Annotated in this window: 31 protein-coding genes and 1 riboswitch; of the genes, 22 read left to right on the top strand and 9 right to left on the bottom strand. The window is 61.0% G+C overall.

The window, feature by feature from the left end; translation table 11 throughout:
• The first annotated feature begins 58 nt into the window (after window positions 1-58).
• The 10 genes from AC07OT_RS05760 to hisC all read left to right on the top strand — a co-directional run bounded on the left by AC07OT_RS05760 (window position 59) and on the right by hisC (window position 8,037).
• Entirely contained in the window at window positions 59-868 is an 810-nt protein-coding gene (locus AC07OT_RS05760; RefSeq protein WP_003171811.1) for an ATP-binding cassette domain-containing protein, read from the top strand.
• Window positions 868-1,665 carry a lipid asymmetry maintenance ABC transporter permease subunit MlaE gene (gene mlaE / locus AC07OT_RS05755; RefSeq protein WP_010213107.1) on the top strand — a complete coding sequence of 266 codons (798 nt, stop codon included), beginning with the start codon at window positions 868-870 and terminating at the stop codon, window positions 1,663-1,665. Before AC07OT_RS05760 ends, mlaE begins: the two co-directional genes overlap by 1 nt.
• Window positions 1,665-2,132: an outer membrane lipid asymmetry maintenance protein MlaD gene (mlaD, locus tag AC07OT_RS05750; protein ID WP_003171814.1), complete on the top strand. Its 468-nt coding sequence runs from the start codon at window positions 1,665-1,667 to the stop codon at window positions 2,130-2,132. The genes mlaE and mlaD overlap by 1 nt, the downstream gene beginning before the upstream one ends.
• Before the next feature lie 11 nt (window positions 2,133-2,143).
• Complete coding sequence (locus tag AC07OT_RS05745) at window positions 2,144-2,791, top strand: MlaC/ttg2D family ABC transporter substrate-binding protein (RefSeq protein ID WP_065938535.1); 648 nt, start codon at window positions 2,144-2,146, stop codon at window positions 2,789-2,791.
• The gene (locus tag AC07OT_RS05740; protein ID WP_065924287.1) at window positions 2,788-3,093 is read left to right on the top strand and encodes an STAS domain-containing protein; all 306 of its coding nucleotides are present in this window, start codon (window positions 2,788-2,790) and stop codon (window positions 3,091-3,093) included. Before AC07OT_RS05745 ends, AC07OT_RS05740 begins: the two co-directional genes overlap by 4 nt.
• A 114-nt stretch (window positions 3,094-3,207) precedes the next feature.
• Window positions 3,208-3,447, top strand: coding sequence for a BolA family protein (locus AC07OT_RS05735; RefSeq protein WP_027604803.1), 240 nt, complete (start codon window positions 3,208-3,210; stop codon window positions 3,445-3,447).
• Between the two features lie 23 nt (window positions 3,448-3,470).
• Entirely contained in the window at window positions 3,471-4,736 is a 1,266-nt protein-coding gene (murA, locus tag AC07OT_RS05730; RefSeq protein WP_034102217.1) for a UDP-N-acetylglucosamine 1-carboxyvinyltransferase, read from the top strand.
• A 161-nt stretch (window positions 4,737-4,897) separates the two neighbouring features.
• Window positions 4,898-5,533, top strand: coding sequence for an ATP phosphoribosyltransferase (gene hisG, locus AC07OT_RS05725; protein WP_003188599.1), 636 nt, complete (start codon window positions 4,898-4,900; stop codon window positions 5,531-5,533).
• A gap of 128 nt (window positions 5,534-5,661) precedes the next feature.
• Entirely contained in the window at window positions 5,662-6,981 is a 1,320-nt protein-coding gene (hisD, locus tag AC07OT_RS05720; RefSeq protein WP_065924286.1) for a histidinol dehydrogenase, read from the top strand.
• Window positions 6,982-6,984: 3 nt separating this feature from the next.
• Window positions 6,985-8,037, top strand: a complete 1,053-nt coding sequence (hisC, locus tag AC07OT_RS05715; protein ID WP_495107669.1) for a histidinol-phosphate transaminase — start codon at window positions 6,985-6,987, stop codon at window positions 8,035-8,037.
• 130 nt (window positions 8,038-8,167) lie between these two features.
• Here the strand turns inward: hisC and AC07OT_RS05710 are convergent, their stop codons facing one another.
• Together AC07OT_RS05710 and upp are read right to left on the bottom strand one after the other, a co-directional pair.
• Window positions 8,168-9,442, bottom strand: a complete 1,275-nt coding sequence (locus AC07OT_RS05710) for a uracil-xanthine permease family protein (RefSeq protein WP_027604799.1) — start codon at window positions 9,440-9,442, stop codon at window positions 8,168-8,170.
• Window positions 9,443-9,444: 2 nt separating this feature from the next.
• Window positions 9,445-10,083, bottom strand: coding sequence for a uracil phosphoribosyltransferase (gene upp / locus AC07OT_RS05705; protein ID WP_027604798.1), 639 nt, complete (start codon window positions 10,081-10,083; stop codon window positions 9,445-9,447).
• Between the two features lie 163 nt (window positions 10,084-10,246).
• Between upp and AC07OT_RS05700 the strand changes: the two genes are divergently transcribed.
• The 4 genes from AC07OT_RS05700 to AC07OT_RS05685 all read left to right on the top strand — a co-directional run bounded on the left by AC07OT_RS05700 (window position 10,247) and on the right by AC07OT_RS05685 (window position 12,213).
• Window positions 10,247-10,804: a hypoxanthine-guanine phosphoribosyltransferase gene (locus AC07OT_RS05700; RefSeq protein WP_027604797.1), complete on the top strand. Its 558-nt coding sequence runs from the start codon at window positions 10,247-10,249 to the stop codon at window positions 10,802-10,804.
• Between the two features lie 3 nt (window positions 10,805-10,807).
• Complete coding sequence (locus AC07OT_RS05695) at window positions 10,808-11,275, top strand: WbuC family cupin fold metalloprotein (protein WP_495107668.1); 468 nt, start codon at window positions 10,808-10,810, stop codon at window positions 11,273-11,275.
• A 35-nt stretch (window positions 11,276-11,310) separates the two neighbouring features.
• Window positions 11,311-11,796, top strand: a complete 486-nt coding sequence (locus AC07OT_RS05690; protein WP_495107667.1) for a hypothetical protein — start codon at window positions 11,311-11,313, stop codon at window positions 11,794-11,796.
• A 129-nt stretch (window positions 11,797-11,925) separates the two neighbouring features.
• Window positions 11,926-12,213 carry a PA4642 family protein gene (locus AC07OT_RS05685; protein ID WP_027604794.1) on the top strand — a complete coding sequence of 96 codons (288 nt, stop codon included), beginning with the start codon at window positions 11,926-11,928 and terminating at the stop codon, window positions 12,211-12,213.
• 70 nt (window positions 12,214-12,283) lie between these two features.
• Here the strand turns inward: AC07OT_RS05685 and mqo are convergent, their stop codons facing one another.
• Window positions 12,284-13,792, bottom strand: a complete 1,509-nt coding sequence (mqo, locus tag AC07OT_RS05680) for a malate dehydrogenase (quinone) (RefSeq protein ID WP_027604793.1) — start codon at window positions 13,790-13,792, stop codon at window positions 12,284-12,286.
• A 728-nt stretch (window positions 13,793-14,520) separates the two neighbouring features.
• The gene (locus tag AC07OT_RS05675) at window positions 14,521-14,754 is read right to left on the bottom strand and encodes a hypothetical protein (protein WP_092487029.1); all 234 of its coding nucleotides are present in this window, start codon (window positions 14,752-14,754) and stop codon (window positions 14,521-14,523) included.
• A 194-nt stretch (window positions 14,755-14,948) separates the two neighbouring features.
• Here AC07OT_RS05675 and AC07OT_RS05670 point away from each other — a divergent pair, with 194 nt between their 5' ends.
• Window positions 14,949-15,536 (top strand): YajG family lipoprotein, encoded by a 588-nt coding sequence (locus AC07OT_RS05670; RefSeq protein WP_495107666.1) that lies wholly within the window; start codon window positions 14,949-14,951, stop codon window positions 15,534-15,536.
• A gap of 57 nt (window positions 15,537-15,593) precedes the next feature.
• Here AC07OT_RS05670 and AC07OT_RS05665 read toward each other — a convergent pair whose 3' ends face one another.
• On the bottom strand, window positions 15,594-15,803 hold the full coding sequence (locus AC07OT_RS05665) for a hypothetical protein (protein WP_027604790.1): 210 nt from the start codon (window positions 15,801-15,803) through the stop codon (window positions 15,594-15,596).
• A 183-nt stretch (window positions 15,804-15,986) separates the two neighbouring features.
• Here AC07OT_RS05665 and AC07OT_RS05660 point away from each other — a divergent pair, with 183 nt between their 5' ends.
• On the top strand, window positions 15,987-16,244 hold the full coding sequence (locus AC07OT_RS05660; protein WP_027604789.1) for a hypothetical protein: 258 nt from the start codon (window positions 15,987-15,989) through the stop codon (window positions 16,242-16,244).
• 63 nt (window positions 16,245-16,307) lie between these two features.
• Here the strand turns inward: AC07OT_RS05660 and AC07OT_RS05655 are convergent, their stop codons facing one another.
• On the bottom strand, window positions 16,308-17,471 hold the full coding sequence (locus AC07OT_RS05655; RefSeq protein WP_027604788.1) for a 1-acyl-sn-glycerol-3-phosphate acyltransferase: 1,164 nt from the start codon (window positions 17,469-17,471) through the stop codon (window positions 16,308-16,310).
• Window positions 17,472-17,604: 133 nt separating this feature from the next.
• Here AC07OT_RS05655 and AC07OT_RS05650 point away from each other — a divergent pair, with 133 nt between their 5' ends.
• From AC07OT_RS05650 to AC07OT_RS05635, 4 genes are all read left to right on the top strand, one after another.
• Window positions 17,605-17,787, top strand: coding sequence for a CPXCG motif-containing cysteine-rich protein (locus AC07OT_RS05650; protein ID WP_027604787.1), 183 nt, complete (start codon window positions 17,605-17,607; stop codon window positions 17,785-17,787).
• Between the two features lie 11 nt (window positions 17,788-17,798).
• Window positions 17,799-18,059 carry a putative signal transducing protein gene (locus tag AC07OT_RS05645; protein ID WP_027604786.1) on the top strand — a complete coding sequence of 87 codons (261 nt, stop codon included), beginning with the start codon at window positions 17,799-17,801 and terminating at the stop codon, window positions 18,057-18,059.
• A 36-nt stretch (window positions 18,060-18,095) separates the two neighbouring features.
• Window positions 18,096-18,716: an SOS response-associated peptidase gene (locus AC07OT_RS05640; protein ID WP_141605524.1), complete on the top strand. Its 621-nt coding sequence runs from the start codon at window positions 18,096-18,098 to the stop codon at window positions 18,714-18,716.
• Between the two features lie 151 nt (window positions 18,717-18,867).
• Complete coding sequence (locus AC07OT_RS05635) at window positions 18,868-19,686, top strand: M48 family metallopeptidase (RefSeq protein ID WP_115486649.1); 819 nt, start codon at window positions 18,868-18,870, stop codon at window positions 19,684-19,686.
• 81 nt (window positions 19,687-19,767) lie between these two features.
• Here AC07OT_RS05635 and AC07OT_RS05630 read toward each other — a convergent pair whose 3' ends face one another.
• From AC07OT_RS05630 to AC07OT_RS05620, 3 genes are all read right to left on the bottom strand, one after another.
• Entirely contained in the window at window positions 19,768-20,352 is a 585-nt protein-coding gene (locus AC07OT_RS05630) for a TMEM165/GDT1 family protein (protein ID WP_005784895.1), read from the bottom strand.
• Window positions 20,353-20,441: 89 nt separating this feature from the next.
• Window positions 20,442-20,563: riboswitch (yybP-ykoY riboswitch) on the bottom strand.
• Between the two features lie 50 nt (window positions 20,564-20,613).
• Window positions 20,614-21,612, bottom strand: coding sequence for a methyltransferase (locus tag AC07OT_RS05625; RefSeq protein WP_495107665.1), 999 nt, complete (start codon window positions 21,610-21,612; stop codon window positions 20,614-20,616).
• A 30-nt stretch (window positions 21,613-21,642) separates the two neighbouring features.
• Window positions 21,643-22,608, bottom strand: coding sequence for a 2-hydroxyacid dehydrogenase (locus AC07OT_RS05620; RefSeq protein ID WP_027604782.1), 966 nt, complete (start codon window positions 22,606-22,608; stop codon window positions 21,643-21,645).
• Between the two features lie 84 nt (window positions 22,609-22,692).
• On the opposite strand from AC07OT_RS05620, the gene AC07OT_RS05615 reads away from it, so the two are divergent.
• Both AC07OT_RS05615 and AC07OT_RS05610 read left to right on the top strand, forming a co-directional pair.
• Window positions 22,693-23,325 (top strand): LysE family translocator, encoded by a 633-nt coding sequence (locus AC07OT_RS05615; protein WP_115486652.1) that lies wholly within the window; start codon window positions 22,693-22,695, stop codon window positions 23,323-23,325.
• Window positions 23,326-23,456: 131 nt separating this feature from the next.
• Entirely contained in the window at window positions 23,457-25,139 is a 1,683-nt protein-coding gene (locus tag AC07OT_RS05610) for a fatty acid--CoA ligase (protein ID WP_092356145.1), read from the top strand.
• The last annotated feature ends 32 nt before the right edge of the window (window positions 25,140-25,171 follow it).

Raw genomic sequence — 25,171 nt, 5'->3', positions numbered from 1 at the left:
GCAAACGTTTGTCGCATGCATGGTGTCTGAGTGAGAGGCTGCATCCCAAGGAGTTTAGATGAGTGCCGATAACGCCTACGCGGTCGAGCTGAAGGGACTGACCTTCAAGCGCGGGACGCGCAGCATCTTCAATAACGTCGATATTCGCATTCCCCGTGGCAAGGTCACGGGCATCATGGGGCCGTCCGGTTGCGGCAAGACCACGCTGTTGCGTCTGATGGGCATGCAATTGCGCCCCAGCGCCGGTGAAGTATGGGTCAACGGCCAGAACCTGCCGACGCTGTCGCGCAGTGATCTGTTCGATGCGCGCAAGCATATGGGGGTACTGTTCCAGAGCGGTGCGCTGTTTACCGACCTCGATGTGTTCGAGAACGTGGCGTTTCCGTTGCGGGTGCATACCCAGCTGTCCGACGAAATGATTCGTGACATTGTGTTGCTGAAACTGCAGGCCGTGGGCCTTCGTGGTGCCATCGACCTGATGCCCGACGAACTGTCCGGTGGCATGAAGCGCCGCGTGGCCCTGGCGCGTGCCATTGCCCTTGACCCGCAGATCCTCATGTACGACGAGCCCTTCGTCGGCCAGGATCCGATTGCCATGGGCGTGCTGGTACGCCTGATCCGTCTGCTCAACGATGCGCTGGGTATCACCAGCATCGTGGTCTCCCACGACCTTGCAGAAACCGCGAGCATTGCCGATTACCTTTATGTAGTCGGCGATGGCCAGGTGCTGGGGCAGGGTACGCCTGAAGAACTGATGAACGCCGACAACCCGCGTATTCGCCAATTCATGACCGGCGATCCCGATGGCCCCGTGCCTTTTCACTTTCCGGCAGCGGATTACCGCTCAGACCTTCTGGGGAAGCGCTGATGCGCAAGACATCTCTCATCGAGAAGGTTCGCCTTTTCGGTCGATCCGGTATCGACATCGTCGAAGTGCTGGGCCGCTCGACGATTTTCCTGTTTCACGCGTTGCTCGGCCGCGGCGGCATTGGTGGCGGCTTCGGCCTGTTGATCAAGCAGCTGCATTCGGTGGGCGTGATGTCCCTGGTGATCATTGTGGTCTCCGGGGTGTTCATCGGGATGGTGCTGGCGTTGCAGGGCTTCAATATCCTGTCCAGCTACGGTTCGGAGCAGGCGGTAGGGCAGATGGTTGCCCTGACGCTGCTGCGTGAGCTGGGGCCGGTCGTGACCGCGTTGCTGTTCGCCGGGCGTGCGGGTTCTGCGTTGACCGCCGAAATCGGCAACATGAAGTCCACCGAGCAGTTGTCCAGCCTGGAAATGATCGGCGTGGACCCGCTCAAGTACATTGTTGCCCCGCGCCTGTGGGCCGGCTTTATTTCCCTGCCGTTGCTGGCGATGATCTTCAGCGTGGTCGGTATCTGGGGCGGCTCGTGGGTGGCGGTGGACTGGCTGGGCGTCTATGACGGCTCCTACTGGGCCAACATGCAAAACAGCGTGACCTTCAGCGGTGACGTGCTCAACGGCATCATAAAGAGCATCGTCTTCGCCTTTGTAGTGACCTGGATCGCCGTATTCCAAGGCTATGACTGTGAGCCCACTTCAGAAGGGATCAGTCGCGCCACCACCAAGACCGTTGTGTACGCCTCGTTGGCAGTACTGGGCCTTGACTTCATTTTGACCGCCTTGATGTTTGGAGATTTCTGATGCAAAACCGCACTGTGGAAATCGGTGTCGGCCTTTTCTTGCTGGCTGGCATCCTGGCTTTACTGTTGCTGGCCCTGCGAGTCAGCGGCCTTTCGGCCAGCCCCACCGCCGATACTTATAAACTTTACGCGTACTTCGACAATATCGCCGGTTTGACTGTCAGAGCTAAAGTGACCATGGCCGGTGTGACCATCGGCAAGGTCACGGCAATCGATCTGGATCGCGACAGCTTCACCGGTCGAGTGACGATGCAACTGGACAAGAAGGTAGATAATCTGCCGACCGACTCCACTGCATCTATCCTCACTGCGGGCCTGCTGGGCGAGAAGTACATCGGTGTCAGTGTGGGCGGGGAAACAGCCCTGCTCAAGGATGGCTCGACCATCCACGACACGCAGTCGTCGCTGGTGCTTGAAGACCTGATCGGTAAATTCCTGCTCAATACGGTCAATAAAGACGCCAAATGAGGAATCTGTACATGATCTCTACCTTGCGACGTGGCCTCCTGGTACTGCTGGCAGCGCTGCCGTTGATGGCCAACGCAGCGGGTTCTGCGCACGAACTGGTGCAGGACACTACCAACAAGATGTTGGCTGACCTGACTGCCAATAAAGAGCAGTACAAGCAAGACCCGAGCAAATTCTACGAGGCGCTGAACAGCATCGTGGGCCCGGTCGTCGATGCTGAAGGCATTTCTCGCAGCATCATGACGGTCAAATATTCGCGCAAGGCCACCCCTGCGCAAATGCAGACGTTCCAGGAGAACTTCAAGCGCGGCCTGTTCCAGTTCTATGGCAACGCTTTGCTCGAGTACAACAATCAGGGCATTACCGTCGCTCCCGCCGGGGATGAGTCGGGTGACCGCACCAGTGTCAACATGAGCGTCAAGGGCAACAATGGTGCCGTCTACCCTGTGCAGTACACGCTGGAGAAGATCAATGGCGAGTGGAAACTGCGCAATGTGATCATCAACGGCATCAACATCGGCAAGCTGTTCCGTGACCAGTTCGCCGACGCGATGCAGCGCAATGGCAACGACCTGGACAAAACCATCAATGGTTGGGCCGGTGAAGTCGCCAAGGCCAAGGAAGAGACCGATAAAGCCGCCGGGAAACCTGCGCAATGACCGAGTCGGCTGTTCGTCTCGGCGACGCGGGCGAGCTGTTCCTCAGCGGCGTGCTCGATTACCGCACCGGGCCTGACCTGCGCAAGCAGGGCCAGGCGCTGATCAAGACCAGCACGGCCCCTGCGCTGGTGCTGGATTGCTCGGCGGTAACCAAGTCCAGCAGTGTCGGCTTGTCGTTGCTGCTGTGTTTCATGCGTGATGCCGAAGCGGCCAAAAAGTCGGTCACCCTTCGTGCATTGCCCGAAGACATGCGTGAAATCGCCGAAGTTTCCGGTTTGACCGAGCTGTTGGCGCATCCTTAATACACATTATCGATAAAGCCCCCCGTCAGAGTCCTGCTATGCGGGGTTCGCAGGCGCGGGGCTTTTTTGTATGATGTGCGACCCGTGCGCACTGGGCGCCGATAGAGGTTGATCATGCAGGCCCTAGAAGTTAAGAGCTTTCTCGAAGGAAAGCTGCCGGATACGAACGTAGAAGTTGAAGGCGAAGGCTGCAACTTCCAGCTGAACGTGATTAGCGATGAACTGGCGGCACTCAGCCCGGTCAAGCGTCAGCAGCAGATCTATGCCCATTTGAACCCGTGGATCACCGATGGCAGCATCCACGCGGTCACTATGAAATTTTTCAGCCGCGCGGCCTGGGCCGAGCGCACCTGAGCCCCCAAGGCGTCGAGATTCTTATGGATAAATTGATTATTACCGGCGGTGCCCGCCTTGATGGCGAGATTCGCATTTCCGGTGCGAAAAACTCTGCCTTGCCGATCCTGGCTGCGACCCTGCTGTGCGATGGCCCTGTGACCGTGGCCAACCTGCCGCACCTGCACGACATCACCACCATGATCGAACTGTTTGGTCGCATGGGTATCGAGCCGGTAATCGACGAAAAGTTGGCCGTCGAAATCGATCCGCGCACCATCAAGACCCTGATCGCCCCGTACGAACTGGTAAAAACCATGCGTGCGTCGATCCTGGTATTGGGCCCGATGGTCGCTCGTTTCGGCGAAGCCGAAGTCGCATTGCCTGGCGGTTGCGCCATTGGCTCGCGTCCGGTGGACCTGCACATCCGTGGACTTGAGGCCATGGGCGCGACCATCGACGTCGAAGGCGGCTACATCAAGGCCAAGGCGCCGGAAGGCGGCCTGCGTGGCGCGAACTTCTTCTTTGATACCGTCAGTGTGACCGGTACCGAGAACATCATGATGGCTGCTGCCCTGGCCAACGGCCGCAGTGTGCTGCAAAACGCTGCGCGCGAGCCTGAAGTGGTCGACCTGGCCAACTTCCTGATCGCCATGGGCGCCAACATCACCGGCGCCGGCACCGACACCATCACCATCGACGGTGTGAAACGCCTGCACCCGGCCACCTACAAAGTGATGCCGGACCGTATCGAGACCGGTACCTACCTGGTTGCTGCCGCCGTCACCGGTGGTCGCGTCAAGGTCAAGGACACCGATCCGACCATCCTGGAAGCGGTCCTGGAAAAACTGCGCGAAGCCGGTGCCGAAATCACCACCGGTGAAGACTGGATCGAGCTGAACATGCACGGCAAGCGGCCAAAAGCCGTTAACGTGCGTACCGCTCCATACCCGGCGTTCCCGACCGACATGCAGGCGCAGTTCATCTCCTTGAACGCCATTGCCGAAGGCACCGGGGCCGTGATCGAGACCATCTTCGAAAACCGTTTCATGCACGTGTACGAACTGCACCGCATGGGCGCGAAGATCCAGGTCGAAGGCAACACTGCCATCGTGACCGGCACCGAGAAGCTCAAGGGCGCGCCGGTCATGGCCACCGACCTGCGCGCTTCGGCCAGCCTGGTGATCTCGGCGCTGATCGCCGAAGGCGATACCTTGATCGACCGCATCTACCACATAGACCGTGGCTACGAGTGCATCGAAGAGAAACTGCAGATGCTCGGCGCGAAAATCCGCCGCGTTCCGGGCTAGTCCCCGGAGTGATCTGTGGCGAGGGAGCAAGCTCCCTCGCCACAGGGCTGTACTTGCTGTTAGCTGAATTTGTTTCAAATCGAGGCTGTCATGGCCTCGATCTGTGTCTGGCGCCGTTTGCGACCGGACAGCAATAGCCTGATGAAGGACTGACGTTTCCCATGTTGACCATCGCACTGTCCAAGGGCCGCATCCTTGACGACACTTTGCCGCTTCTGGCTGAAGCGGGCATCGTGCCGACCGAGAATCCGGACAAGAGCCGCAAGCTGATCATCCCTACGACCCAGGACGACGTTCGCCTGCTGATCGTACGGGCTACCGACGTGCCGACCTATGTTGAACATGGCGCGGCCGACCTCGGTGTCGCCGGTAAAGACGTGTTGATGGAATACGGCGGCCAAGGCCTGTACGAGCCGCTGGACCTGCGCATTGCCCTGTGCAAGCTGATGACCGCCGGCCGTGTCGGTGATGTCGAGCCTAAGGGCCGCCTGCGCGTGGCCACCAAGTTCGTCAACGTCGCCAAGCGCTACTACGCCGAGCAAGGCCGTCAGGTCGACATCATCAAGCTCTACGGCTCGATGGAACTGGCGCCGCTGATCGGCCTGGCCGACAAGATCATCGACGTGGTCGACACCGGCAACACCCTGCGTGCCAACGGTCTCGAACCGCAGGACTTTATCGCCGACATCAGCTCTCGGCTGATCGTCAACAAAGCGTCGATGAAGATGCAGCACGCCCGTATCCAGGCGTTGATCGACACCCTGCGCAAGGCAGTGGAGTCTCGACACCGCGGTTGACTCACCCGCGTAGCTGAAAAGCTGCGCCCGTCTATCCGCCTCATAGCCAGAATTCTCAGGTGCCCAAGCGGAAACGACTGCTAGTTTAGGGCGCCTGAGTTTTTGCCAATTCTATTGAGGCCCTCGCTATGACCACGTCCACTGCAATTGCCCGACTCAACGCTGCCGACCCGGATTTCGCCCATCATCTGGATCATCTGCTGAGCTGGGAAAGCGTGTCCGACGACTCGGTCAACCAGCGGGTCCTCGATATTATCAAGGCCGTGCGCGAGCGCGGTGATGCGGCCCTGGTGGATTTCACCCGGCAGTTCGACGGTCTGGACGTCAAGTCCATGTCCGACCTGATCCTGCCCCGCGAACGCCTGGAACTGGCCCTGACGCGCATCACCGCGCCCCAGCGCCAGGCCCTCGAAGTCGCCGCGACCCGAGTGCGCAGCTACCACGAAAAACAGAAGCAGGATTCCTGGAGCTATACCGAGGCTGACGGTACTGTACTGGGCCAGAAGGTCACGCCCCTGGACCGTGCCGGTTTGTACGTGCCGGGTGGCAAAGCCTCGTACCCCTCGTCGGTACTGATGAACGCGATTCCCGCCAAGGTGGCCGGCGTCACCGAAGTGGTCATGGTGGTACCAACCCCGCGCGGTGAAATCAACGAACTGGTACTGGCTGCCGCCTGCATTGCCGGTGTCGACCGCGTGTTTACCATCGGCGGTGCCCAAGCGGTTGCCGCCCTGGCTTATGGCACCGAAAGCGTGCCGAAGGTCGACAAGGTGGTCGGCCCCGGCAACATCTACGTGGCCACTGCCAAGCGCCACGTGTTCGGCCAGGTCGGTATCGACATGATCGCCGGCCCGTCGGAAATTCTCGTGGTGTGTGACGGCCAGACCGATCCGGACTGGATCGCCATGGACCTGTTCTCCCAGGCCGAGCACGACGAGGACGCCCAGGCGATCCTGGTCAGCCCGGACGCCGAGTTCCTCGACAAGGTCGCCGCCAGCATCAATAAGCTGCTGCCGACCATGGACCGCGCCGAGATCATCGAGAAGTCGATCAATGGCCGTGGCGCGCTGATCCTGGTGCGTGACATGGAACAGGCCATCGAAGTGGCCAACCGTATCGCGCCGGAGCACCTGGAGCTGTCCGTGGCCGATCCACAAGCCTGGCTGCCGTCGATTCGCCATGCGGGTGCGATCTTCATGGGCCGCCACACCAGCGAAGCCCTGGGCGACTACTGCGCCGGTCCCAACCACGTACTGCCGACGTCCGGCACCGCGCGCTTCTCGTCGCCGCTGGGGGTGTATGACTTCCAGAAGCGTTCGTCGATCATCTTTTGCTCGCCACAAGGCGCTTCCGAATTGGGCAAGACCGCTTCGGTGCTGGCCCGTGGTGAATCCTTGAGCGCCCACGCCCGTAGTGCTGAGTACCGAATCCTGGAAGAGGGGAAATAACACATGAGCAAATTCTGGAGCCCCTTCGTCAAGGACCTCGTGCCTTACGTGCCCGGCGAGCAACCGAAGCTGACCAGGCTGGTCAAGCTCAACACCAATGAAAACCCCTACGGCCCGTCGCCCAAGGCGCTGGCTGCGATGCAGGCCGAGTTGAACGACAACCTGCGCCTGTACCCGGACCCCAACAGCGACCTGCTCAAGCAGGCCGTGGCCAAGTACTACGGGATCGACGCCGGCAAGGTGTTCCTCGGTAACGGCTCCGATGAAGTCCTGGCGCACATTTTCCACGGCCTGTTCCAGCACGAGCTGCCGTTGCTGTTCCCGGATATCAGCTACAGCTTCTATCCGGTGTACTGCGGCCTCTACGGCATCAAGTCCGACCCGGTGCCGTTGGATGAGCAGTTCCAGATCCGCGTAGCGGACTATGCCAGGCCCAACGGCGGGATCATCTTCCCCAACCCGAACGCGCCCACCGGCTGTGTGCTGGCACTGGATGCCGTGGAGCAGATCCTCAAGGCCAGCCCGGATTCGGTAGTGGTGGTCGATGAAGCCTATATCGACTTTGGCGGCGAAACAGCCGTCAGCCTGGTGGACCGTTACCCGAACCTGCTGGTGACCCAAACCCTGTCCAAATCGCGCTCACTGGCCGGTTTGCGCGTGGGCCTGGCCGTGGGCCACCCGGACCTCATCGAAGCGCTGGAGCGGGTCAAGAACAGCTTCAACTCCTACCCGCTGGATCGCCTGGCGATTGTCGGCGCGGCGGCGGCGTTCGAGGACCGGGCGTACTTCGAGAAGACGTGCCAGTTGGTCATCGACAACCGCAACAAGGTGGTTGCGCAATTGGAAGGTAAAGGCTTTGAAGTGTTGCCGTCAGCGGCCAACTTCATCTTTGCCCGCCACCCACGACACGACGCAGCCGGCCTGGCGGCCAAGCTGCGTGAGCAAGGGGTGATCGTGCGGCACTTCAAGCAGGAGCGGATTGCCCAGTTCCTGCGGATCAGCATCGGTACGCCGGAGCAGAACCAGGCGCTGATCGATGGGTTGGGTGAGCTCTAAGCCACACTGAAGATCAAAAAATGTGGGAGGGGGCTTGCCCCCGATAGCGGTGTATCAGTCAGCTAATGAATTGACTGACACACTGCCATCGGGAGCAAGCCCCCTCCCACATTAGGTTCTGCCATATGTGTTAGATCAGCGGCTCATCCGGCTTCTTGTTCTTCCAGCCATCATTGCCCGGCAGCAACAGGTTCAGGCCAATCGCTACCACCGCACACAGGGCAATGCCCTTCAGGCCGAAGTCATCTGGACCGGTCCCGGTTCCCACCAGCACCCCACCAATCCCGAACACCAGGGTCACCGACACAATCACCAGATTGCGCGCCTCACCCAGGTCAATCCTGTGGCGGATCAAGGTGTTCATCCCCACCGCGGCAATCGAGCCGAACAGCAGGCACAGGATCCCGCCCATCACCGGCACCGGGATGCTTTGCAGCAGCGCACCGAATTTGCCGATGAACGCCAGGCTGATGGCAAACACTGCCGCCCAGGTCATGATCTTCGGGTTGTAGTTCTTGGTCAGCATCACCGCGCCCGTCACTTCGGCGTAGGTGGTGTTCGGCGGGCCGCCAAACAGGCCGGCGGCCGTGGTGGCGATCCCGTCACCGAGCAGGGTGCGGTGCAGGCCAGGCTTCTTCAGGTAGTCGCGACCGGTCACGCTGCCCACTGCAATCACACCGCCGATATGTTCGATCGCCGGGGCCAGGGCTACCGGGACGATAAACAGGATCGCCTGCCAGTTGAACTCCGGCGCGGTGAAGTGGGGCAGGGCGAACCACGGTGCTGCGGCGATCTTCGCCGTGTCGACCACGCCAAAGTAGAACGCCATGGCAAAGCCCACCAGCACGCCGGAGATGATCGGCACCAGGCGGAAGATACCTTTGCCGAACACCGCGACGATCAACGTGGTCAGCAGCGCCGGCATCGAGATCATCATCGCCGTCTGGTAATGAATCAACTCGGCGCCATCGCCGGATTTACCCATCGCCATGTTCGCGGCAATCGGTGCCATGGCCAGGCCGATGGAAATGATCACCGGGCCGATCACCACAGGTGGCAACAGGCGGTCGATGAAACCGGTGCCTTTGATCTTCACGGCCAGGCCGAGGAAGGTATAGACAAAACCGGCCGCCATCACCCCGCCCATGGTCGCTGCGAGGCCGAACTGGCCCTTGGCAAGAATGATCGGGGTAATGAAGGCAAAGCTCGACGCCAGGAAGACCGGCACCTGGCGCCCTGTCACCAGCTGGAACAACAGCGTGCCCAGACCGGCGGTGAACAGGGCGACGTTTGGATCAAGACCTGTGATCAGTGGCATCAACACCAGCGCGCCAAATGCTACGAAGAGCATCTGTGCGCCAGACAGGATCTGGCGCCAAAGCGGGTCGTTGAACTCATCCTGCATGCTCACGCGTCCTTCTGCTTGGTGCCGAAGATCTTGTCACCGGCATCGCCCAGGCCTGGGATGATGTAACCGTGTTCGTTCAGGCGCTCGTCGATGGAGGCGGTGTAGATCTGCACATCCGGGTGGGCTTTCTCGACGGCGGCGATGCCTTCGGGCGCGGCCACCAGCACCATGGCGCGGATGTCCCGGCAACCGGCTTTTTTCAGCAGGTCGATGGTGGCAACCATGGAACTGCCGGTGGCGAGCATCGGGTCGATGATCATGGCCAGGCGCTCGTTGATTTCCGGTACGAGTTTTTCCAGGTAGGTGTGGGCCTGCAGGGTTTCTTCGTTGCGGGCGACGCCGACGGCGCTGACCTTGGCGCCCGGGATCAGGCTGAGCACGCCTTCGAGCATGCCGATACCGGCACGCAGGATCGGCACCACGGTAATTTTCTTACCGGCGATCTTCTCGACCTGGACAGTGCCAGCCCAACCTTCGATGTCGTAGGTTTCCAGGGGCAAATCTTTGGTGGCTTCGTAAGTGAGCAGCGCTCCGACTTCCTGAGCAAGCTCACGGAAATTCTTCGTGCTGATGTCGGCGCGGCGCATAAGGCCGAGTTTGTGTCGGATCAGCGGGTGGCGGATCTCGCGAGTGGGCATGGGAAAGGCTCCGGCGGCGGGCAAAAAAACCGGCCTAGATTAATCTATCCGAGGGTGTTGTCCTATAGACATCTAGTACGTTAGTCCATTAAGGCTTGCTCGGAGCGCATGAGAAGCGTACCTTCGCCCGCTTTTCTTGCCACAGCACCCCTTGGAGAGCGCCATGTCCGCTGATCTCGAGCATATCCGTCAAATCATGCGCGAGGCTGACTGCCTGTACACCGAAGCGCAAGTCGAAGCAGCGATCGCCAAGGTCGGCGCACACATCACCCGCGAAATGGCCGACACCAACCCGGTGGTCTTCTGCGTGATGAACGGTGGCCTGATCTTCGCCGGCAAATTGCTGACTCACCTGCAGTTCCCGTTGGAAGCGTCCTACCTGCACGCCACTCGCTATCGCAACGAAACCAGCGGCGGCGACCTGTTCTGGAAAGCCAAGCCGGAAGTTTCGTTCATCGACCGCGATGTGCTGATCATCGACGACATCCTCGATGAGGGCCACACCCTGGGCGCGATCATCGACTTCTGTAAACACGCGGGCGCACGTAAGGTGCACACCGCCGTGCTGATCGACAAAGACCACGACCGCAAGGCCCGTCCCGAGTTGAAAGCCGATTTCGTCGGCCTGCCGTGCATCGATCGCTACATCTTCGGTTACGGTATGGATTACAAGGGCTACTGGCGCAACGCCAATGGAATCTACGCCGTCAAAGGTATGTAACCCATGACTCGCTTTCTTGATCAGACGCTGTTTGCCGAGTTGGCCGAGAAAGCGGGCGCCAGCCTCCGTGGCCGGCATCATTACAACTTTCATCAGATGGAAGAGCCGTGCCATCGCCTGGCCGTGGGCCTGCAGCCCAGCACCTACGTGCCGCCCCATCGGCACTTGAGCGCGGACAAGGCGGAAACCTTGCTGGTCCTCCAGGGCCGCTTGGGCTTGCTGGTGTTCAGCGACACCGGCGAGGTGCTCGCCAAGCGCGTGATGCAGGCCGGCGGCGAATGCTCGGGCGTCGACCTGCCGCCCGGCGTGTTCCATGGCCTGGTGGTGCTGGCGCCCGACACGGTGATGTTCGAGTGCAAGGCCGGGCCTTATCGGCCGGTGGGCGAAGGCGAACTGGCCGATTGGGCGCCCCGTGAAGGCGACGCCAATGTGGCCGAGTATCAACGCTGGATGCTTGCCCAGTTCGATTGAGCTACAGTGCTGGGTCACCTCTTGCGGAGCGGCCCATGAGCCTGTTGAAACGCACCTGCGCCGCCCTGGCGTTGACCCTCAGTCTGCCGCTGGCTGCGGCGCCTGCGCCGATGCATGCGCAGTTCCTGCCGCCGGACGATCTGACCCTGCGCGCCGAAACCCCTGACCAGCAGCAACTGCTGCAAGTCACCGAATATGCGGTGGTGGTGGGCAACCAGCGTCAATCCACGCAACAACCGATCCCGGTGACCTCGCCGCTGATGATCCGCCTCAAGGGCAAGTCCCTGAACAAAGGCGCGACCATCAGCCAGGTGGTGCTCAACTTCGATGCCGAGAGCAAAAGCCTGAAAAAGCCGGTGTACGATGACAAGAGCAAAACCTTGACCCTGTCCTACCCGGTGGCCCAGTACCGAGTGATTGTCGACCTGCTGCGCAATGACACGGTGTATGTGCAGTTCCTCAGTTACGCCAACGGGCATGTCTGGGCGGATGTGCATACCGGTGCTGTTCGTAGCAAATAGCAAAAACACTGAAGAACCAGTGTGGGAAGGGCTTGCCCCCGCCCACATTGGTTCTTCACCGCTTTCGAAGCCTGCGCCTCGCAGGTAGACTTCAAACCCCGTGTAAATGTCTGCTGGCTGGAGTCGGTAATGCGTAAAGATAAGAAACAGGTGATTGGTGACGAGATCGGCGACGACCAGATCAAGTTGTTCCTGGACTTCGAGCCGGTTGACGCGACGTCCCCGTCCCTGCACAAACTGATCAAGGCCTACCGTGGCCTGCGTATCGACGACTTCGAACGCTTCCTGGTTTTCTTCAAGGCGGCCGGTTTGGACCTGGATGGCAAGGATGAGCACGGCCAGACCTTTGTCGACCTGATCAAGGACCAGCGCAACGCCGCCGACTATATCGAGCTGATCGACAACGCCCGCGGCTGATTATTCCTGGGCATAAAAAAACGCCCCGTTCTCATCGCGAGAACGGGGCGTTTTTCATGGCCGCAATGCCTTAGGCGTAGCTCTCGGCCTCGTTGCTCTGCTCAACCAGTTCGAGGCTGATGTTGTTCTGTGCGTTGATCTTGCGATACAGCTCAGCATCAGTCTCCAGGACCTTCTCCCGTGCCGGGAAGATCTCGTGCAGCTTGGTCGCCCATTCACCGGCAGCTTTCTGCGGGAAGCAACGCTCGATCAATTCCAGCATGATCGACACCGTCACCGAGGCGCCCGGGGAGGCACCCAGCAGCGCAGCCAGCGAGCCGTCCTTGGCCGCGACCAGCTCGGTGCCAAATTGCAGCACGCCGCCTTTCTTCGGGTCTTTCTTGATGATCTGCACCCGTTGGCCGGCCACTTCCAGGCGCCAGTCTTCGGCTTTCGCTTCAGGGTAGAAGCGACGCAGGGATTCCAGGCGCTGCTCCATGGACTGCATCACTTCGCTGACCAGGTACTTGGTCAGGTCCATGTTGTCGCGGGCCACGGCCAGCATCGGGCCAATATTGCCGGCGCGAACCGACAGCGGCAGGTCGAGAAACGAACCGTGCTTGAGGAACTTGGTGGTGAAGCCGGCGTATGGCCCGAACAGCAGGGATTTCTTGCCGTCGACTACGCGGGTGTCCAGGTGCGGCACGGACATCGGCGGCGAGCCTACGGCGGCCTGGCTGTAGACCTTGGCCTGGTGGTGCTTGACCACTTCCGGGTTGTCGCAACGCAGCCACTGGCCGCTGACCGGGAAACCGCCAAACCCTTTGCTTTCTTCGATGCCCGAGGCCTGCAGCAGCGGCAGGGCCGCGCCACCGGCGCCGAGGAACACGAACTTGGCGTCCACTTCGCGGCTGTTGCCGCTGTTGACGTCCTTGATGCTCACGGTCCAGCCCGCGCCGTTACGCTTGAGGCCGGTCACGCGCTTGCTGTACTTGACCTGGGCGTCCGGTGAGCTGGTCAGGTGAGTGAGCAGCTGGTTGGTCAGGGCGCCGAAGTTGACGTCTGTGCCGTTCATCACGCGGGTGGCCGCGATTTTTTCGTCGAGCGGGCGCCCCGGCATCATCAGCGGCATCCACTCGGCCATTTCGCTGCGGTCTTCGGTGTAGTGCATGTCCGAGAACGCATGGTGCTGGCTGAGGGTTTCAAAGCGCTTCCTGAGGAACTCCACGCCTTTTTCGCCCTGCACGAAGCTCAGGTGCGGCACCGGGCTGATAAAGGACTTGGACGAGCCAAAGGTGCCCTTCCTGGTCAGGTAGGCCCAGAACTGCTTCGACACCTCGAACTGGGTGTTGATGTGCACGGCTTTCTTGATGTCGATGGAGCCATCGGCGGCCTGGGGCGTGTAGTTCAGCTCACACAGCCCGGCGTGGCCGGTACCGGCGTTGTTCCACGGGTTGGAACTTTCCGCGGCACCCGAGTCCATCAGCTCAACGACTTCCAGCTTGAGGCCGGGGTCGAGCTCTTTGAGCAGTACGGCCAGGGTGGCACTCATGATGCCGGCCCCTACCAGTACTACGTCGACTGCTTCGTTATGCGCCATTTAACGCGTCTCCAAAATCTGCAGCACCAAATTGACGGCATGGCTGCCAGGAGTGACGGGGCGTTTCACGTGTTGCCCCAGGTTACCCATGGCCAGGATCGCCATGTCCGTTTCGCAATTCCTTGCACATTCAGCACACGCTTCCTGCCCGGCCTGATCTGCCTATGAACGCATTCATGGGCGCCTGTGGCAATTCGACTTATGGTCAAAGCGTGCGATTCGTGCAATCAATCCGTAGCGGACAGGCTCAAGCTCCGGTGTTTGCGGAGTACTCGGTCCTGTGTGGTTGGGCTGTTCCAGACGCTGATGGTGCTTGTACAAACGCCAAACTATTCATTTGCTCGCCACACTCTTGTGAAGTTGTGAAAACCCGTTTTTTTCACGCTCTTTTGAAGACGTGAACCTCAAAAAAGGGCTGCCCCAGCCTGGCACCTGGCCCGCAAACCTCTGCCGACACGCGGCAAAACGGGCAAACAACTCAAGTGGCCGAGCGCAATGGCAGCTCTGGCAGATTCGGTAAAGGCGGGTGGTTTGCAAAAGAAACAGCAAGCGCGCCAGCTTCACTCGATCTGTGTGGGCGGCTCTCTGTGGGCGATTCTTGGGGTTAATACCGAGGCATTAACGATGCTGCGAGGCCCGATCAGGAGACGTCCTTATAATCGGGGGGAGATTGTAGCGAAGAACGCCGGGGAAATGGGCGGGTTTTATGACTTTTATTAGGCGTTCGGTCAGGCGGCCAACGCCTGGTGACGTGGCGACCGCGCTGGGCGTGGGCTTACACGGGCGCGAGCCGGCAACGGATGATGCATCCAGCTCAGGCGAATTTCTTCGATTTCTACCCAGCCTTCGCCGACGGGAGGCTGGCAGCACGCTTTGAAGGCCTGGCAGCGGCCTTGCGCATCGAGCAGGGCGAACTGGCGAAGGGCGGGCTTGCGCGTAAACAGCGACCAGAGAAAATGCATGGCGATCAACCTCCTGAGATTGAGGCCAAGCATGCCTGCTTCGGATGACGAGCCCATGTAACGGCTATGACATATCGGTGACATCGAACCGCAGGCGAAGCCCCGGGTCACAGGTTGTAACTGACGCTAGTTCCCAGCAGGGGCGCCCCGCTATACTGCCGGCCTGTCGGTACCTGATTTCTGGAGAGAAGCGCATGTTGCAACGCCTGTTGTTCGGTTTGATCACTGTGACCAGCTTGACCCTGGTTGGCTGCGCCAACAGCCCGCAGCAACTGACCCCGGAACCGAAAATCACCACGCAGCTGGCCCCGGTGGGCCATGGCCAGCCGGTGTCGGTACGGGTGGTGGACGGTCGTCCGTCGCCGACACTCGGTTCGCGCGGTGGCCTGTACCCGGAAACCGCCCTGGTGTCGGTGAACGCTCAAGACGTGCTGCCCAAGCTGCAGGCCCAGGCCGAAGCGGCCGTGCGCCTGCTGGGTTTCACCCCCAGCCCCAACGCGCCGGGCGCTCCGCAGTTGACGATCACCCTGGCCGAGTTGAAGTATCAGTCGCCTAAAGACGGTCTTTACGTGACCGAGGCGTCCATTGGCGCCACCTTCAAGTCCGGCGTCACCGCCGGCACCCGTCGCTACAGCGGCCGTTACGGTGCGTCGCTGAACCAGCGCTTCGGCATGTCGCCTAACCAGGAAACCAACACCAAGCTGGTCAGCGACGTCCTGAGCGACGCCTTGACCCGCCTGTTCAAGGACCCAAGCATCGGTTCATTGCTCAGCTCGCAGTAATCGCTCAAACAAAAAACCGGGCTCAGCGATGAGCCCGGTTTTTTCATGCCTTCAGTTTCACGCTGCCGTGTCGATACAAAAGTCCAGCATGCTCACCCCCGTCAACAGATCGGCCTCCGGCAAGTCTGCATGCTGGTGCCCGCCAAGGGCGCAATACACCAGCCAGTGGCGGTCCTGCACATTGAACGCCAGGCCGCCGATCAGCGCCTCTTGCTCGTCGCTTTGGGCAATCAGATACAGCCGATCCTGGTTGTGCGCGTGCAGCATGACAAGCTCCTGAGTGTTCGAAGGGCAACAGAGTGGCTTGTTAAGGTGACGTTCAGGTGACGGCGTAAATTACTGGATACATTAGCCGTCCATGGGGGGCGGAGCGGTTTTGGCGTTCGATGCCACTACCGTTCAGGTTTGTATCTGAACCGATACCCAGACACTGTTTCATCGAGGTTTGCGATGGCGCTGCCCGCACTATTGATCAATGCCGTGGCTTTATCAGTGGCCTGCCCAGGCGCTGCGCTGTTGTTCATCACTCGCCTGCGCGAGCAACGCGCGATGGCTGAGTTGACTGCGCAAAGTGAAGATCGCGCAATCGACCAGCCCATGCTGTTCCTGGATGTGCGCACCGAGCGGGCGCACCGTGTGGCTTACCGCATCGGGTTCGCCTGCCTTGGGCTGGCGCTGGCTATTTCCTGGCTCAGCACCCGAATCTAAAAAACCGCAGAACCCATCATATGGGAGGGAGCTTGGCCCCTCCCATATTTTCTTGATCGGTGTTTACAGCGGGATTCCAGCCTTGACCCGATACTGATTGCGCACTGGCGTCGCGTATTGCACCACCAGGAACGGACGGTGCTCGGCCGGGCATTCGTTCAGGCGCCGCTCCCACTCCGCCTGTGCCTTGGCCAGTTCGTCCGCGGGGAACACGTCAGCTGCCTTTGGCACCTGCAATTGCGGGTCGGCATCGCTCCACTGGGCGTACGCCAGGTAGTGCACCGGGAACAGCCGATAGCCGCCGAGAATTTGCCGATCCATTTCCACGGCCAGGACCTTGGTGTCTTCGAAACGCTCGGTAATCGGCGGCGCGAAGTTGATATGTACGCGGCCTTTGTAGCCGGTGATGCCCAGGGCAATGCTGACGTCATCCTCGCCTTGCGCCTTGACGTAGGTGCCGGTGGTGGCGCGGATATACAGTTCGCGGGCCTTGGCGGCATCGCACGGGTCGTACTCGTAGCTGATGGACACCGGCGTCAGGTTGAGTGACTGGATCACCTCGGCAAACGGCTCGTCCTTGCGGCTGACATGGAACATCTTGAGGATTGCCGACTCGGTGCGGTCATCCCCATCCTTGGCGCGGCCTTCGGCCTGGGCGATCCAGATCGACTGGCAGTCGTTGCGGATCGAATGGTTGATATAGGCCGACAGCAGGTTGAACGCCGCCATCTTCTCCTTTCGCCCGGTGATCGAACGGTGCACGATGAAGCTCTTGTTCAGACGCATCAGGTCACTGACAAACGGCTTTTGCAGCAGGTTGTCGCCGATGGCGATGCGTGGCGTCGGCAGGCCGGCGTGGTAGACGGCATAGTTGACGAAGGCCGGGTCCATCACGATGTCGCGGTGGTTGGCCAGGAACAGGTAGGCGGTGCCGGATTTGAGCTGTTCGACGCCGGTGTAGGTTACGCCGTCGGTCGCCCGGTCAATGGTGTGGTCGACGTAATACTCGACTTTGTCCTGCAGCGTGGCCACGGTGGTGACACCGGCGAACTCACGGCGCAGTTTGCGCGCGATCATCGGCTTGAGCAGCCAGCCCAGGGCGCCGGCAAAGCGCGGGAAGCGGAAGTGGGTCAGGATGTCCAGAAAGGCCTTGTCACTGAACAGCCGGGCCAGCACTGCCGGGACTTCGCTGTCGTTGTAAGGTCGGATGGTATCGAATTCGCCCATCATGCTCTCTTGTTAGAAACGGCTAGGGTAAGTAAAGGAAATACCAGGGGGCGTCCGGGGTAATTGGCCCGGCCGGAAAATAGCCCTGTAAATAGACCGGCGATTATACGCACAAGTCACCTGGGAGACTGCGATGCTGGAAACTGCGCTGTACGATTGTCCTTATTGTGGTGAAGCGGTAGAGACTGCGGTGGATTTATCCGGCGGTGATCAGACCTACATCGAGGACTGTCAGGTGTGTTGCCGACCGATCATTTTCAACCTGCAGGTCCATGGTGAAGAGTGGATGCTCGAAACCCGCAGTGAAAACGAATAGCAGGTACGCCCATGCAGCGAATCTACGAACCGGAAAACCTGATGGAAGGCGAGTTGCTGCAGCAAATGCTCGCCAGCGAGGGCATCGAGGCGCACCTGGTAGGGCGCCATTTGCTCGGCGGCACGGGGGAGTTGCCGATCTTCGGCCTGCTGGGGCTGGAAGTGGATAACGACCGGGCGGCTGAAGCCCGCGAGCTGATTACCGCCTATATCGGCGCGCAACCCCTGCCCGGCGACGAGCCCGACAGCTTTCCCGACGTATTGGTCTGTTAGGCTGTCGGTCGGTTTACCCAAGAGTCGTGTTGCCCCATGTGTGGACGTTATGCCCTGTTTCGCTGGAACCCTACTTTTGCTGCCCTGCCGGGTTTTCCGGCCGACCAGCAGGCCCAGTGGAACATCTCCCCGAATGATTCGGTGCTGATCCAGCGCCTCAATGACGGCCAGCGCACCCTGGCACGGGCGCGCTGGGGCCTGACGCCGCCCTGGCTGACTGACCTTTCCCGCACCCCGGCCCATGCCCGTGCCGAAACCCTGGCCGAGCAACCGATGTTTCGCGAAGCGTTTCGCCAGCGCCGTTGCCTGCTGCCGGCCAACGGCTTCTATGAATGGCGCGGCACCCAGCGCAAGCGTCCGTACTGGCTGACGCCGGGGGAGGGCTCAACCCTGTTTTTTGCGGCGATCTGGGAGGCGTACCCGGTGCAGGAGCAGGTGTGGCTGAGTACGGCAGTGGTGACCCAGGCCGCCCAGAGTCAGCGCCGGCCGTTGATTCTGGACGTGGCGGGGCAGGCCGCCTGGCTCGATCCCGAGACGCCCTTGCATGTGTTGCAAGGCTTGCTGGCCAGTGAGCCGGTCCCATTGCGCGAGCGAGTCCTGGCCAACATGGTCAATGATCCCAAGCTCAACGGGCCGGAGTGCCTGACCCCGGCCTGAGCCTGGGGCCAGTTGCTCACTGAAGTTGCCGGGCGTGTGAGATGTGTCCGAAATTCATCGGTTACACGTCTGTTGTATCTGGCGCCGATACAAACGAGCGCCTACGATACGCGCCATGTTTTCAGGGCGTCTTTTCAGGGAGAGTGTATTGATGAAGAAATCATTGGTCGTAAGTGTATTGGCGGCAGGCGTGTTGCTGGCCGGGTGTCAGTCGGTCAACACCACCAGCGGCGGCGCCGTCGGGGTTGAGCGCAAGCAATATATGTTCAGCATGCTGTCGAGCCAGGAAGTCGACCAGATGTACGCCCAGTCCTACCAGCAGACCCTGGGCGAGGCCAGCAGCAAAGGCCAGTTGGACAAGACCAGTGCCAATGCCAAGCGCGTGCAGGCGATCGCCAATCGGCTGATCGCCCAGGCGCCGACCTTCCGCCCGGATGCGGCGCAGTGGAAGTGGGAAGTGAACCTGATCAAGAGCGATGAGATGAACGCCAACTGCGGGCCTGGCGGCAAGATCTTCGTGTACAGCGCGTTGATCGACAACCTCAAGCTCACCGATGATGAGCTGGCCGCGGTGATGGGCCATGAAATCGCTCACGCCTTGCGGGAGCACGGCCGCGAAGCCATGTCCAAGGCCTACGGCATCGAGATGGCCAAGCAGGGCGCCGGTGCGTTGTTCGGCCTGGGCCAGGACAGCCTGGCGCTGGCCGATACCGTGGCCAACTACGGCATGACCTTGCCCAACAGCCGCAGCAATGAAAACGAAGCGGACCTGATCGGCCTGGAACTGGCGGCCCGCGCCGGCTACAACCCGAACGCGGCAATCACGCTGTGGAACAAGATGGCCAAGGCTTCGGAAGGCGCACCGCCGGAGTTCATGAGCACTCACCCGGCCTCCGACAGCCGGATCGCCTCGTTGCAGGCGGCGATTCCGAAGGTGATGCCGCTCTACCAGCAGGCCAAGAAGTCCTAAGACTTCAACGACAAGTGGCAAGCTTCAAGCTGCAGGAAAAAGCACTGCTTATTCCTGCAACTTGAGGCTTGAAGCTTGCAGCTAGATCCAGCCACTGCTTTGCATGGCCTTGTACACCGCCACAATTGCCAGGACAAAGAACGCCGTTGCCGCCAGTCGACGAATCAACGTCAGTGGCAGTTTCTCCGCCGCGAAATTCCCCGCCAGAACCACCGGTACGTTGGCAATCAACATGCCCAGGGTGGTGCCGATAATCACCAGCCACAGTTCCGGGTATTGCGCTGCGAGCATCACCGTGGCGATCTGGGTCTTGTCCCCGATTTCCGCGAGGAAGAATGCAATCAGCGTGGTTAGGAACGGCCCGAACTTGCGGGTCGTGCTGGCTTCGTCATCGTCGAGTTTGTCTGGCACCAGGGTCCACAGCGCGGTGGCGCAGAAGCTGGCCGCGAGAATCCAGTGCAATACCGCATCCGAGAAGAAACTCCCGAACCAGGCCCCCACGGCACCGGCGGCCGCATGGTTGGCCAGGGTCGCAGCGACGATGCCGGCGATGATCGGCCAGGGTTTGCGAAAGCGTGCGGCAAGGATGAGCGCGAGCAGTTGCGTCTTGTCGCCGATTTCGGCCAAGGCAACGATTGCGGTAGGAACGAGCAATGAATCCAGCATCAGGTAGGTTTCCAGGGGGCGGGTCGACACGGCTATGACACGTACAGCCTTCCCGCCCCGGGTAAGGTGTGCGTGTCATAGGTCTTGTCAAACCCCGGTCCGTCTGTGCGGACTCCTGGGTCGCATACGCCATGGCCTGTTGACCAAGTATGTTGACGTATGCCGGACGAGCGTGGCGCTCGTGGGAGACTACTCCCCTAGGACGGAGCGGATTCTGCCTAGGCAAAATCCATTCGGCAAGTGTTCTTTTTCAAACCGCCATCAGCCGCGCTTGGCACGGTAGATGCGAAAACCATTGCCTTCGGCCTTGACCGCACACACGCCCAGATGCTCTTCGATCAACGGCTGGTACTTGAGGAAGCTGTTAGCCACCAGGCGAAGTTCGCCACCTTTTGCCAGGTGTTTCGCCGCTTTTCGCAGCAGGTTCTCCGTGGCGAAATAGTCGGTGTGCACGCCGACATGGAACGGCGGGTTGCTCAAAATCGCGTTCAAACCCATCGGCGCGGCGTCGATGCCGTCACCGGTCAATACCTCGGCTTCCAGGCCGTTGGCGGCCAGGGTCAGGCGACTGCTGGCGGCTGCGAAAGCATCCACATCCAGCATCGTTATGCTGTTGTGCGGGTAGCGACGTTTGACCGCCGCTCCCAACACACCGGCGCCGCAACCGAAGTCGAGCAAATGGCCGCTCGGCAGTTTGTCCAAGTGCTCCAGCAACAGCTCGGTACCGCGATCCAGACGGCCGTGGCTGAATACACCCGGCAGGCTCACCACCTTGAGCGGGCCTTCGGCCAGCGGCACATCGAACACCTGCGCCAGGCTCTCCAGCTCGACCGCTTGCGGGGCGTTGGCCACGGTGATTTGCCACAGTTGGCAATGCCGCGCGTTGTCGAGCTTGCGCGGCTTGCCATACGGCGCCATCTGCTTGGCGGCGCTTTCGATACCGCCTTTTTTCTCCCCCACCAGGAACAGCTCGGCGCCGGGCAGTCGCGCTGCCACGGCGTTGAGCAGGTAATCGGTGAGGTCCTTGGATTTGGGCAGGAAGATCACCGCCGCCTCGAACCCGCGCTCGGGCGCATTCACCCCAAACTGGCTGCGCTCCGGGAAGCGCGCGTCGAGCGCCGCCTGGTCGCCGGCATGCCAGCACCAGCCGTGGGCGTTGGGCAGGCGACCCAGCAGGTCGTCGGCGGGCAGGCCCACCAGCAGCAGGTTGCCTTGAAAAAGTTCGGCCTGACGAAGCAGTACTTCACTGCGCGGATCCATGGTCTGCTCCTTGAAAAGGGGCGCAGTTTATCAACTGACGACGCGCAGCGGGGCGCCACTGAAAAAGCCCCGGGCGTTTTCCGCCAGTTGGCCGACGATACGCTGACGCGCTTCACGGCTGCCCCAGGCGTTGTGGGGGGTGACAATCAGTCGAGGAATATCGCCGGCCAGCAACGGGTTGCCATTGACCGGGGGCTCAACACTCAGCACATCGGTCGCCGCGCCGCCCAGGTGGCCGCTGCGCAGGGCATCGGCCAGGGCCTGCTCGTTGATCAAGCCACCGCGCGCGGTGTTGACGATAAACGCGCCGGGCTTGAGCCGCGCCAATTCACGGGCGCCGATAAAGTCGCGGGTGTGTTCATTGAGCGGGCAGTGCAAGGTGAGTGCGTCCACCTGCGCCAGCAGTTCATCCAGGGGCACGCGGTCGGCGCGGGCAGGGCGCCCGGGGATCGCGCCGAGAAGCACGCGCATGCCGAAGGCTTCGGCCAGGCGGGCCACGGCACTGCCCAACTCGCCATGGCCCAGCAGGCCGAGGGTCTTGCCTTCCAGCTCGACAATCGGGTGGTCCAGCAGGCAGAACTGCTTGGCCTCCTGCCATTTGCCGGCGCTCACATCGCGCTGATAGTCCTGCAGCCGCGTCGCCAGGTTGAGCAACAGCATGATCGTGTGCTGCGCCACCGACGGTGTGCCGTAGCCCTGGCAGTTGCTCACGGTGATGCCGTGGGCGCGGGCGGCTTCCAGGTCAATGTTGTTGGTGCCGGTGGCCGAAACCAGGATCAACTTGAGTTCCGGGCAGGCCGCCAGGGTTTCGCGGTTGAGCGGGATTTTGTTGCTGATCGCCACCTGCGCGCCTTGCAGGCGCTCGACCACATTTTGCGGCGTGGTGCCCGTCAACAACTGCAAGTCGCTGAAGCGGGCGTGCAACTCGCTGAGGTCGAGGTCGCCCAGATCCAGGGACGGGTGATCAAGGAAGACGGCGCGGCGATTGTTCGTCATCAACTGTACCTTTTGCGACAGGGTTCGAAGGCGTAATCTGCCGAGCCTATCAGATGAAATAATCCGTTACTTAATGGAGTGAGTATGTACGCCGCCGAGTTTTTGACCGTAGCTCTGATTCACTTGTTGGCGGTGGCCAGCCCCGGCCCGGATTTCGCGGTGGTGGTGCGTGAGAGCGTGACCCACGGCCGCCGCGCCGGAACCTGGACTGCGTTGGGCGTGGGCTCGGCGATTTTCCTGCACGTGGGCTATTCGTTGCTCGGCATCGGCCTGATCGTGTCCCAGTCCATCGTGTTGTTCAACGCACTGAAATGGGCGGCCGCCGCCTACCTGCTGTACATCGGCTTCAAGGCCCTGCGCGCCAAACCGGCCAAGCCTGCCGTCGAGGGCGAGTTGCACCGCGAAGCGGGCGAGCGCACCCCGCGCGGCGCGTTTACCGCAGGCTTCGTCACCAACGGCCTGAACCCCAAGGCGACGTTGTTCTTCCTGTCGCTGTTCACCGTGGTGATCAACCCGCACACACCGCTGGCGATCCAGGCCGGCTACGGCGTGTACCTGGCGGTGGCGACGGCGTTGTGGTTCTGCCTGGTGGCGATGTTGTTCAGCCAGCAGCGCGTGCGCGCCGGGTTTGCGCGGATGGGGCATTGGTTTGATCGGACCATGGGAGCGGTGTTGATTGCGATTGGGGTGAAGTTGGCGTTTACCAGCATGAAATAGGACGGATGCTGGCGCAAAGCTAGCATTTACGGCGGTCTGCAAATCATTCCTTTGGCTGATTTGTCTGACACATAACGTCTCTACAGTGCAGGTCTTCAAGCCAAGACCGTGCAGTCATAAAAGGGATTCGTATGTTGCAGACCCGTGTTATTCCGCCCGCCGAAGGTGCGTATCAATACCCGCTGTTGATCAAGCGCCTGTTGATGTCCGGTACCCGTTACGAGAAGACCCGGGAAATCGTCTACCGCGACAAGCTGCGCTACACCTACCCGACCTTGATCGAGCGCGTCGCGCGCCTGGCCAACGTGCTCACCGCAGCCGGGGTCAAGGCCGGTGACACCGTGGCGGTGATGGATTGGGACAGTCATCGTTACCTGGAATGCATGTTCGCCATCCCGATGATCGGCGCGGTGATCCACACCATCAATGTGCGCCTGTCGCCGGAACAGATTCTCTACACCATGAACCACGCCGAGGACCGCTTCGTGCTGGTCAACAGTGAGTTCGTGGGGCTCTACCAGGCCATTGCCGGGCAGCTCACCACCGTCGACAAGACGCTGCTGCTCACCGACGGCGAAGCCAAGACCGCCGAGTTGCCCAACCTGGTCGGTGAGTATGAAACCCTGCTGGCCGCCGCCAGCCCGAAGTACGATTTCCAGGACTTCGACGAACACTCCGTCGCCACCACCTTCTACACCACCGGTACCACCGGCAACCCCAAGGGCGTGTACTTCACCCATCGCCAACTGGTGCTGCACACCATCGGCGTGGCGACCATCATGGGCAGCGTCGACAGCGTACGCCTGCTGGGCACCAACGACGTGTACATGCCGATCACGCCGATGTTCCACGTGCATGCCTGGGGCCTGCCGTATGTGGCGACCATGCTTGGCCTTAAGCAGGTCTACCCCGGCCGCTACGACCCGGAATACCTGGTGGAGCTGTGGCGCAAGGAGAAGGTCACCTTTTCCCACTGCGTGCCGACCATCCTGCAAATGGTGCTCAACGCCAAGGCTGCCCAAGGCGTCGATTTTGGCGGCTGGAAAATCGTCATCGGCGGCAGTGCGCTCAACCGCACGCTGTATGAGGCGGCAAAGGCCCGCGGGATTCAGCTCACCGCCGCGTACGGCATGTCCGAGACCGGCCCGCTGGTGTCCTGCGCCCACCTCAACGAAGAGCTGATGGCCGGCACCGAGGACGAGCGCATCAGCTATCGCATCAAGGCCGGCGTGCCCGGACCGTTGGTGGAAGCGGCGATCATGGACGCTGAGGGGAATTTCCTGCCCGCCGACGGCGAGTCCCAGGGTGAGTTGGTGCTGCGCGCGCCGTGGCTGACCGAGGGGTATTACAACGAGCCGCAGAAGGGCGCCGAGCTGTGGGCGGGTGGCTGGATGCACACCGGCGACGTGGCCACCCTCGATGCATTTGGGGTGATCGATATCCGCGACCGCATCAAGGACGTGATCAAGACCGGCGGCGAGTGGATCTCCTCCCTGGCCCTCGAAGACCTGGTCAGCCGTCACCCGGCGGTACGCGAAGTAGCGGTGGTGGGCATCGCCGACCCGCAGTGGGGCGAGCGTCCGTTTGCGTTGCTGGTGGTGCGTGATGGCCATGAGATTGGGGCCCGCGAGCTCAAGGAACACCTCAAGCCTTTTGTCGAACTGGGCCATTTGAGCAAGTGGGCGATTCCGAGCCAGATCGCCGTTGTTACGGAAATTCCCAAGACCAGTGTCGGCAAGCTCGACAAAAAACGTATCCGTATTGACATCATTGAATGGCAGGCCAACAACAGCACCTTCCTGTCCACCCTCTGAGCTGATTTGCCGTGCCCTTGTGGCACGGCGAT

Source organism: Pseudomonas sp. GW821-FHT09C10 (assembly GCF_059418085.1).
The sequence above is the reverse complement of the archived record's forward strand: the minus strand, read 5'-3'. Positions and strand labels throughout refer to the sequence as shown.